Source organism: Actinospineispora spinosispora DSM 44797 (assembly GCF_000429025.1).
Classification (GTDB): Bacteria; Actinomycetota; Actinomycetes; order Mycobacteriales; family Pseudonocardiaceae; genus Pseudonocardia; species Pseudonocardia spinosispora.
The window spans coordinates 70,038-78,770 of the sequence record NZ_AUBB01000037.1 but is presented as its reverse complement, the minus strand read 5'-3'; the positions used below and the strand labels follow the sequence as shown (position 1 = coordinate 78,770).

Sequence of the window (8,733 nt, the reverse complement as noted above, 5' to 3'; positions counted from 1 at the left end):
AGTTTTGCAGCAAAATCCGGGACTCCGGGGAGAAAGTTTTCAAGAAATTGAAGCCCCGAAGGTTGCGTCGCCGACGTACCCGACGACGGTCCCCGGCCCGCGAGCCGAAAAGGCGCGGCTGGAGAGCCTGCTAACTGGCTGTTGCCTCTGTTTAAAGATTGTTACTGCAAACAAATCGGTCGCGGGCCTCTGAGCGCAGTTCACCGCAGCCGGCGCGCGCGGAGCCTGCGCGAGGCCGCGGGGCGGGTCGGCCGGGTCCGCCGAGCCGTGGGTCGGGTCGACGTCGCGGTGCGCGGCGGCGGCGTACCACCATCGGATCTGAAAGGGTGATCAGAATTGAATGTCTTTTCAAATAGCGCTACGGTCACCCGCACATCGACTACGGAGGCCGCTGAATGGACACGACGCACGCCCCGGGCGCCCCGGTGGGGATGGTCATGAACCCCACCGCCCAGTGGATCTTCACGGTGCTGCACTTCGCGGTGGCCATCGCCGTCACCGTGTGGCTGTGGCGCCGCTGGGACCGAGGCGAGACCCGGATCGCCCTGCTCATCCTTCTCGGCGGCGGTTTCACGATCGTGGCCGAGCCGTTCTTCGACCGCATGGGCTACATCTGGCACGCGACGGTGAACCAGTGGACGTTCGTGAGCATGTTCGGGCACAGCGTCCCGTTGTGGATGTTCCCGGTCTACTACTGGTTCATCGGCGGCCAGACCCTCTACGTCCTCAACCGGCTGCGTGCCGGCGCCACCGTCCGCGACATGTGGCGGCTCTACGCGGTGTTCTGCGTGATGGACACCGTGCTGGAGCTGCCCATCCTCTACGTGGGCGGGGTCTACACCTACTTCGGCAACCAGCCGTTCTGGGACGCGCAGTGGTTCCCGCTCCCCGGCTGGTACATCTTCGCCAACGGGGAGCTGCCGTTCACCGCCGCCGCGGTGGTCCTGCTGCTGAGCTCCCTGGGCGACCGCCGGTACGCGTACTCGATCCCGATCGCCATCCCGCTGGTCACCTTCGCGGTGTACGCCGCGATCGCCTGGCCCATCTGGGCCGCCCTGAACGACGAGGGGTCCACGCTCGTCACCCACCTTGCCGGTGCCGCGACGATCCTGCTCGCGCTCTACACCAGGCAGATCCTCGCCGTGGCGTGCGTGCGCACGGTGGCCGGCGGCGGGGCGCAGACCTTCTGGGAGGCCACCTCCCCGCACCGCAAGCGGTCGGGCGCCGCCGAGCTGGCCACCTCGTGACTGCCCTGGTGCCGATCGTTCACTCGTGAGGTGGTTGTCAACGCAAGTTACTGATGGTGCACTTGTGGCGATCTCATTCGCTCAGCGAAAGGTGGCCGCATGACGAAGCCGGTGCTCGACAGCAGTCCCGAGGTTATGGAAATCGATATCGAGGCGGCGCTCGACCCGGTCGAGGTGGACGGGGTCTACCGCGACACGATCCGGTGCGCACCGCTCGCGAGCATGGCGGGCGCGGTGCTCCTGTCCCCTCCGGCACCGCGTCCCAAGAAGAAGAAGTAGGCGCGGCCAGGACACCCTCAGGTATGGAGCAGGTGAGCGGCGCGGAGCGACTGGCGGACGCCGTTGCCGACCTTGCCGGGCGTGTGGTCTCCGCTGTGCGCGGCGGAGACCATCGCGCGGTTGTCCCTGGTACATGTTCTGAAGCCGCTGTTCGGGTTGCCGCGGTGCGGGTGCTGGGCGCGGACACCCTGCTGGCGAGCGCGGTGACCGGCCGGGCACCCGATCCGGCCGACGTGGCGGTGTGCGACCAGGCGATCCGGGCTCATCAGCCGGCCGAGACGGCCTCGCTGCCGTCCCGCTGGACCCATTGGGCCATGGTGGACGCGCTGTCCCGGTTCGGCGGGACCGACGTTCGCCCGCAATGGCGGGTGCAGCCTCCGGCACGGTGGCTCGAAGAAGCGTCGTGGCAGGAGCTCACCCATCAGCTGGCGGTGCTGGGGGCGCTCGCCCTACCCGGGGCCGACTGTGCGGTGGCCCGGGTGGCCGCCGCCCGGCCGGTCGATCTGGCGCGCGGGTTCGTCCGGGCGGTCCGCCGTCGCGACTGGCGGCAGGCAGCAGCCGCGGGTCGCTGGCTGTGCCTGTCGGACGAGGTCCCCGGCACACTCGGCTTGGGCACGGGGCTGGAGTTCGTCGCCATGATGGGTGAGCCCGACCCGATCGTTGCGTTGCACCTGGAGGCGGCGCGGGCCATCGAGGACGCCGGCTCCCGGTCCGGCGAGGCCGGGACGTGACCGCGACGGCGCTGCCGCCGTACGGCGCCCTGACCGACGCCGCTCTGGGCTGGTTGCACGCACACCGCTCCCGCTTCGCGCTGGACGAGGCGGTCCTGGAACCCGACGTCGATGCCGGCTGGACCTGGAAGCCGCTGGGTGAGCTCGCGCAGATCTGCGGGTGCGTCCAGCACCACGGCGATCCCCGCTCCCGGGCCCACCGGCTGGCAGCAGAGCTGCTGCGCTTCGCGTGGGATCAGGTCGGCGGGGGCGAGCTTCTGCTGCGGTTCCACAGATCGGATCCGTTCGCCACCTATCCGTTGGAGCTCTACGCGGCGTTCGCCTGGAGCGGGTTACGCCACACCGGCTACGAGCGGTTCGCCGCCCGGGTCACCGACAACCGCAACTGGACGGTGCTGGAGCAGCTGCCGACCCGACGGATGGGGGTGTTGAACTCGGCGCGGCACGCGGGTCTCCCACCCCGGGGCGCACCCCGGGCGAGCCTCGACGGGACCTGGCTGGGTGGTCTGCCCGAGCCCTGGGCTTTCGAAGTGACCGCCGGCTACGCCCTGACCCACACGGTGTTCCATCTGACCGACTGGGGGCGCACGCCGACCGCTGTGCCGGCCGACGTCGCCGACTACCTGGTCATGTGGTTGCCCGCGTGGCTCGACAGCTGCGTCCAGCAGCGGCAGTGGGACCTGTGCTGCGAGCTGCTCGTGGTCGCCGCGAGCCTTCCCGAACCGCTCCCCCCGAGCCTGACGGAACAGGCCTGGTCGGCTCTGGCCGAGGCCCGGGACGACACGACCGGGGCCCTGGTCGAGTGCGGGCCGGCACCGGTGGACGAACCCGAGGATCAGATCTTCCGCGGTTGCTACCACTCCACGCTGCTGCTGGCCTTCGCCTCGGCGATCGCCGGCGGAAACCTCAGGCGACCGGACCGGATGTCACCGTGAGGCGGGCCCGGTGACCGATCCCGCGATGCTGCACGCCGTGACCGCGCGTGCCCTCGAATGGCTGTACACCCACCGCGACCGCTTCCGCCTCGAACCCGACGCGGGCGCGGAGGTCCCGTTCATGGACCGGTTCAAACCCCTCGGCGAGCTGGCGCTGATCTGCTCGATCCTGCGCCGCGAGGCGGTCACCGGCACGCGCCAGACCAGCCTGGCGCGCCAGGTCGTCGACCATGCCTGGAGCCACATCCTCGACGGTGGCAACGTCCTGGTCCTCGGCCAGCGCGACGAACCGATCTCCCCCATCCCGTTCGAGGTGTATCTGCCCTTCCACGAGATGGGCTACCGCAGCCCGGTCATGGACCGGGCGATCCGGCTCAACCACCGTCTCAGCGGCTGGGGCGCGCTCGAAACGAGGCCCAACCGTCGGCTCGGGCTGTCCGCCGCGCAGCTGCGCTACGGGTTGCGGCCGAGCACGCCGCTGTCCGAGACCGCCGCCACCACCTGGCTGGCGCACACTCCGGAGCCGTGGACGCTCGAGGAGACGATCGGTTACGACGTCACCCACACCGTCTTCCACCTGACCGGCTGGGGCGCCAACCCGGAGGACCTTCCGCCCACGATGGCCGACTACCTCCAGCTGTGGCTGCCGGTCTTCCTTGACGACCTGCTCGAGCTGCGGCGCTGGGACCTGCTCGGTGAGTTCCTCGCCGTCGACGCCTGCCTGCCCAGCCCCACTCTCGACCACCGGGCCTGGGCGGGGTTCGCCGCCGCGCAACAACCCGACGGGGCGATGCCCGCCGTCGACACCATGCCGACCGGTGACCCGGACGACGTCTTCGACATCGTCTACCACCCCACCCTGGTCGCCGTGCTCGCCGCGACGCTGGCGACCTCCCGGGCGCTGACCCGCCTCAGCAACGCATGACCACTCCGGCCACCTCGACCCGGCTCGAAGCCCGGCTGGAGCGGGCCGTCCAGGCGGTCGACGCACCCGACGTCGTGTTCGCGGTGTCCCACCGCGGCCGGCGGACCGTTCGCGGCGGCGGGACCGGGCCGCCGAGGTCGCTTCCCCGCGAGCTCGCCCGGTACGAACTGGGTTCGGCCTCGAAAACCTTCGCCGGGCTGCTCCTGGCACACGCGGTCCAGCTGGGCAGGGTGAGCGTCACCGACCCGGCGGCACGGTATCTGGCCGGTGCCCCGCGCGCGATCACGCTCGAGCACCTGATCACCCACACCTCGGGGCTGCCTCCGCTGCCAGGGGACTTCTGGCTCTGGGCAGTCCCCCACCCGGTGACCAACCCCTATGCCCGTTATCCCGCGGATCGGGTCATCCGCGCCTTCCTACGGTGCCGGCCGCGCCGAGCGCCCGCGACGGTGTGGCGCTACAGCAACTTCGGGGTCGCGGTATTCGGCCACACACTTGTCGCCGCTCTCTCCACGCCTTGGGCGTCGCTGCTCGGCGACCACGTCCTGCGTCCACTCGCGCTGACCGACACGGGCCTGGTCGCCCAGGAGCACGACGCCATCGGGCACAGAGCTGACGGCCGCACCCCGACTCCACCGATCCGGATCAACGGGTTCGCGCCGGCCGGCGGGGTCCGCGCCACCCCGCACGACATGCTGAGCTACCTCGAAGCCCACCTCGATCCCCCGGCCGGGCTTCCGTCGACGCTGCGTGTCGCGCTCACCCGGGTCCTGGAACCCGCCGGCCGCCACGGCGAGGACTACCAGGAGATCCACACGCGGGGCTGGTTCCGTCACGACCTCGACACCGGACCTGTGTTCTTCCACGGTGGAGGCACCCTGGGCCAGCAGGCTTTCCTCGGGTTCCGCCCGGACACCCGCACCGCGCTCGCCGCGTTCTCCACCCGCAGGTACGGGCGCGACGACACCTTCCAGGCAACCGCCTACGACCTGCTCACCTGGCGGGACATCAGGTAGGTCGTGGGTTACCCGCGGTCCGGCTCGATGAAGGCGCCGCTCGCGCGAAGGGTGTCGAGGCGTTCGGCGTCGAAGCCCAGCTCGGTGAACACCTCCGTGTTGTGCTCGCCCTGCAACGCGGGGACCTGTTCGCCCAACGGGTCGGTGTGCCCGCTGAAATGCCAGGGCGGGCCGGGGATCGTGATCTCGCCGCCCCGACGGTCCGGGACCGTGCGGAACGCCCCCCACCGCTGGGCCCATTCGGTCTCGGCGAACTCGTCCATGCTGCGCAGCCTGCCGGTGGCGATCTTCGCCTCGTCGAACTGGGCGTCGAGCGAAGCCATGTCCCCGAAGGTATGGATCCAGGTCTGGACGATGTCGTGCAGAGCCGCGTAGTTCTCCTGCCGCAGCTCCGGGGTGGTGAACCTCGGGTCGTCCTTCAGGTCCGGGCGCCGCATCGCGTGGCAGTAGAACGGGAACGACAGGCTCCCGACCAGGCTCATCGGGGAGATGAACTCGTGTCCCTCGGGGCTGGTGAAGAACGGGGTGTCGGTGGCGCCAAGGACGGGCCGTTCCGCGCCGAGGTCGATGTCGCTGACGTCGTAGTGGACCCGCTCGTTGATCGAGGTCACCACCGCCGCCATGGCGACGTCGACGTACTGGCCCTCGCCGGTGACGGCCCGGTGCCGCAGCGCGGCGAGCACCGCGATGGTGGCGTGCAGCCCGGCGTAGACGTCGGCGTGCGACAGCGCGTCGGTCTCCCGGTCCGGCCCCTCGGCGCCGAACTGGCGCAGCGTGTTGTGGGTGAACCCGACCTCGGCCTGGACGGTCGGTGCATAGGCCATGCGTCCGCTCCACGAACCGTGCTGGCCGTAGCCACTCACCGAGACGTAGACGATGTCGGACCGACGGGCCGACAGGGACTCGTAGTCGAGGCCGAACGACCGCAGTGCTCCCGGCCGGAAGTTCTCGATCACCACGTCCGCGGTGTCACACAGCGCGAGTGCGGCGTCCCTGGCCTCCGCGACGTTCAGGTCCAGGCTGACGTTGCGTTTGCCGGCGTTCTGCTGCGCGTAGTAGCCGCTGACCGCGCCCTGGCGGGGGAACGCCAGGCGGGACAGGTCTCCCCTCGGCGGCTCGATCTTGATCACCTCGGCGCCGAGGTCGAGCAGGTGCTTGCCGCAGTGCGGTCCGGCGAGCACCCGGGAGAAGTCCACGACCCGCACACCCTGCAGTGGAAGCGGCATGTCAGCGTCCTTCGAACCGTGCGGCGCCGGGACCGTTCTCGGCCAGCGACGCCAGCCCGGTCTTGAGGTCGGACGAGGCCCAGATGTCGCGCTGCAGCTCCGCCATCGCCTCGTCGGTCGCCCGGACGCCGTGCTCCAGGGTGTGGGAGACGATCGCCTTGGTCGACGCGTGCGCGACCGTCGGACCGTTGGCCAGCTCGTGGGCCAGGCTCAGGGTCACCGCGTCGAGCTGCTCGTCGGGGACCACGCGGTTGATCACGTTCCAGCGTTCCAGGGTCGCCGGGTCGTAGCGCCTGGCCAGCAGCGCCATCTCCTTGGCCCGCGCGGCGCCGGCCCGTTGGGTGACCCGCTGGATCGCGCCCATGAGCGGGTTGAGGCCGATGCTCGCCTCCACCGAACCGATCTTGGCCGACTCGGCCGCGACGATCAGGTCGCACGCGAGGGCCAGCTCGAACCCACCGCCGACACACACGCCGTGCACACTCGCCACGACGGGCAGCGGCAGGCCGTCGAGGACCCGTAGCACCTCGGTGACGTCGACGTCCGGCGCGGCCCCGCGCTCGGAGCTCTCGAACAGCGCCACGTCGGCACCGGCGCAGAAGTTCCGCAGGCCGCTGCGCAGGATCATCGCGCGGGCCCGCTGCTCCACCGCCCATCGCGCGGACGCGAGTACTCCGCTGAGAAGCTCGACACCGAGGAAGTTGTGCGGCGCGTGCCGCATCGTGACGACCGCGACCGCTCCGTCCAGCTCACAGTGCACCGGACCTGCCGGGCCCCCGTTCGATCCAGTCACCGTGCTCTCCCATCGTCGGGTGGAACGGTGACCGACATTATATGTCGCTCTACATACTGTAAAGACTCTAATATGGTCGTCATGCCTCGCCGCAGTGACAGCAAGACGCGCATGATCGCGGCCGCCCGCCGCCTCTACCGGGAGCGCGGCTACGTCGCGACGGCATTCTCCGACGTCCTGGAGGAGAGCGCGGCGCCCCGAGGATCGGTCTACTTCCACTTCCCCGGGGGCAAGCAGGAGCTGGGCACCGAGGTCGCGCTGTTGCACGCCTCGGACACGATCGCCCAGATCAACCGGTCGGCCCTGCGGTTCACCACCGCTGCCGAGATGGTCGGCGACTTCATCGACCAGGCCAAGGACAGGGTGCTGGCCAGCGATTTTCGTGAAGGGTGCCCGGTGGCGGCCATCATCGTCGAGACGGCCTCGTCACCCGGACCCCTCAGCGACACCACCCGCCGAGGACTCCAGGACGTCCTCACCGTGTTCGCGGCGCGGATGACGGAGAAGGGGCTGCCCGCCGAGGAGGCCGAGTCGTTGGCGGTCGCGACGATCGCCGCGATGGAGGGCGCGCTGGTCGTCGCTCGCGGTCTGCGCGACGTCGCGCCGTTCGACGTCCTGCGTGAGACCCTCACCGGGAGAGCCCGAGACAGCCTCTAGCTAATATGTAGCTAAGCATATTTAATTGTGATCAGGTCACACTCACCACGACTATCGACACCCGGTCGGTCCGCACGGTGTAGGCGATCATTCCGGCGCCACGCCCATAGGTGACCGTCGTAAACGGGACATCCTCGCCCGCTGGATCCGGCATCGCGCGCAGCTTCTCCAGGCACGCATCGATCTGGGCTCGGGTGTGCGGCAGGTGACCGCCGTACTGCTCGAACGCCGTGTCGAGCCACTCGACGTCGTAGCGGGTCATCCAGGTGCCACCGAAGACGAACCGGCCCTGGCGGCCGACGTCGTGCACTCGTTCATGATTGTCATGATAGATGACAATCACCAAAGATTCGTATCTGCGACGACCGAAGGGCGATTCATCCGGGGGTTAGGGTGTCCGGGTGGCCACGCTCCAACCTCGGACTCCGTGCCGTGCGCTGAACAGCAGAGCGACCTTCGTGATCTCCCAGCTCGGCGCGCGGATCAGCCAGCAGTTCGCGGAACACCTGCAGCCGTTCGGGTTGCGTCCGGCCCACTTCGGTGTACTCGTCCGGATCGCCCGCGACGAGGGCCAGTCCCAGCAGCAGCTCGCCGACCACGTCGGGGTGCACCGCAACGTCATGGTCAGCCTGGTCGACGACCTCGAAGAACGCGGTCTCGTCGAACGCCGGCGTCACCCCGAGGACCGGCGGGCACACGCGATTCATCTCACTGAGGCTGCTGTGGAGCTCCTGCCACGCGCCGAGGAGGTGGCGGCGCAGTTCGAGGCGTCGCTGTTCGCCGACATCGACCCCGCCGACCACGCTCTGGTCCTCGACGTGCTGCGACGCGTCAGCGAGCGCGCCGGACTCGTGCCCGAGCTGCACCCAGCCCTCATCGACTCGCGCCGCCCCGCCCCGGTTGATCCGGAGTCGTGCTGACCGG

At 69.7% G+C, this 8,733-nt stretch carries 12 protein-coding genes; 9 read left to right on the top strand and 3 right to left on the bottom strand.

Features of this window, described 5'->3' with window-relative positions; genetic code table 11:
• The 7 genes from G406_RS58375 to G406_RS47770 form a co-directional block, all read left to right on the top strand.
• Nucleotides 1-193 (top strand): hypothetical protein (locus G406_RS58375; protein ID WP_211241188.1); only part of this gene is annotated, 193 nt, incomplete at its 5' end.
• A 202-nt stretch (nt 194-395) separates the two neighbouring features.
• Nucleotides 396-1,247: a hypothetical protein gene (locus tag G406_RS0118165; RefSeq protein ID WP_028934936.1), complete on the top strand. Its 852-nt coding sequence runs from the start codon at nt 396-398 to the stop codon at nt 1,245-1,247.
• A gap of 99 nt (nt 1,248-1,346) precedes the next feature.
• Nucleotides 1,347-1,526 (top strand): hypothetical protein, encoded by a 180-nt coding sequence (locus G406_RS47775; protein WP_037077227.1) that lies wholly within the window; start codon nt 1,347-1,349, stop codon nt 1,524-1,526.
• 23 nt (nt 1,527-1,549) lie between these two features.
• A complete protein-coding gene (locus tag G406_RS0118155; RefSeq protein WP_028934935.1) occupies nt 1,550-2,257 on the top strand; it encodes a hypothetical protein in 708 nt (235 codons plus the stop codon).
• Nucleotides 2,254-3,192 (top strand): DUF6895 family protein, encoded by a 939-nt coding sequence (locus G406_RS0118150; RefSeq protein ID WP_051342293.1) that lies wholly within the window; start codon nt 2,254-2,256, stop codon nt 3,190-3,192. The genes G406_RS0118155 and G406_RS0118150 overlap by 4 nt, the downstream gene beginning before the upstream one ends.
• A gap of 10 nt (nt 3,193-3,202) precedes the next feature.
• Nucleotides 3,203-4,117, top strand: a complete 915-nt coding sequence (locus tag G406_RS0118145; protein WP_028934933.1) for a DUF6895 family protein — start codon at nt 3,203-3,205, stop codon at nt 4,115-4,117.
• Nucleotides 4,114-5,133, top strand: coding sequence for a serine hydrolase domain-containing protein (locus tag G406_RS47770; protein ID WP_051342292.1), 1,020 nt, complete (start codon nt 4,114-4,116; stop codon nt 5,131-5,133). The genes G406_RS0118145 and G406_RS47770 overlap by 4 nt, the downstream gene beginning before the upstream one ends.
• 8 nt (nt 5,134-5,141) lie before the next feature.
• Here G406_RS47770 and G406_RS0118135 read toward each other — a convergent pair whose 3' ends face one another.
• Nucleotides 5,142-6,359, bottom strand: coding sequence for a CaiB/BaiF CoA transferase family protein (locus G406_RS0118135; RefSeq protein WP_028934932.1), 1,218 nt, complete (start codon nt 6,357-6,359; stop codon nt 5,142-5,144).
• A 1-nt stretch (nt 6,360) separates the two neighbouring features.
• Nucleotides 6,361-7,152, bottom strand: coding sequence for an enoyl-CoA hydratase/isomerase family protein (locus tag G406_RS0118130; RefSeq protein WP_245607150.1), 792 nt, complete (start codon nt 7,150-7,152; stop codon nt 6,361-6,363).
• Nucleotides 7,153-7,233: 81 nt separating this feature from the next.
• Between G406_RS0118130 and G406_RS0118125 the strand changes: the two genes are divergently transcribed.
• Nucleotides 7,234-7,809, top strand: a complete 576-nt coding sequence (locus G406_RS0118125; protein ID WP_028934930.1) for a TetR/AcrR family transcriptional regulator — start codon at nt 7,234-7,236, stop codon at nt 7,807-7,809.
• 31 nt (nt 7,810-7,840) lie between these two features.
• On the opposite strand, the gene G406_RS0118120 is transcribed toward G406_RS0118125, so the two are convergent.
• On the bottom strand, nt 7,841-8,119 hold the full coding sequence (locus tag G406_RS0118120; protein ID WP_028934929.1) for a hypothetical protein: 279 nt from the start codon (nt 8,117-8,119) through the stop codon (nt 7,841-7,843).
• 91 nt (nt 8,120-8,210) lie between these two features.
• Between G406_RS0118120 and G406_RS0118115 the strand changes: the two genes are divergently transcribed.
• Nucleotides 8,211-8,729: a MarR family winged helix-turn-helix transcriptional regulator gene (locus G406_RS0118115; RefSeq protein WP_028934928.1), complete on the top strand. Its 519-nt coding sequence runs from the start codon at nt 8,211-8,213 to the stop codon at nt 8,727-8,729.
• The last annotated feature ends 4 nt before the right edge of the window (nt 8,730-8,733 follow it).

Coding starts and splice junctions, on each gene's coding strand:
- G406_RS0118165 (WP_028934936.1), top strand. CDS start 396: ATGGACACGACGCACGCCCCGGGCGCCCCGGTGGGGATGGTCATGAAC.
- G406_RS47775 (WP_037077227.1), top strand. CDS start 1,347: ATGACGAAGCCGGTGCTCGACAGCAGTCCCGAGGTTATGGAAATCGAT.
- G406_RS0118155 (WP_028934935.1), top strand. CDS start 1,550: ATGGAGCAGGTGAGCGGCGCGGAGCGACTGGCGGACGCCGTTGCCGAC.
- G406_RS47770 (WP_051342292.1), top strand. CDS start 4,114: ATGACCACTCCGGCCACCTCGACCCGGCTCGAAGCCCGGCTGGAGCGG.
- G406_RS0118135 (WP_028934932.1), bottom strand. CDS start 6,359: ATGCCGCTTCCACTGCAGGGTGTGCGGGTCGTGGACTTCTCCCGGGTG.
- G406_RS0118125 (WP_028934930.1), top strand. CDS start 7,234: ATGCCTCGCCGCAGTGACAGCAAGACGCGCATGATCGCGGCCGCCCGC.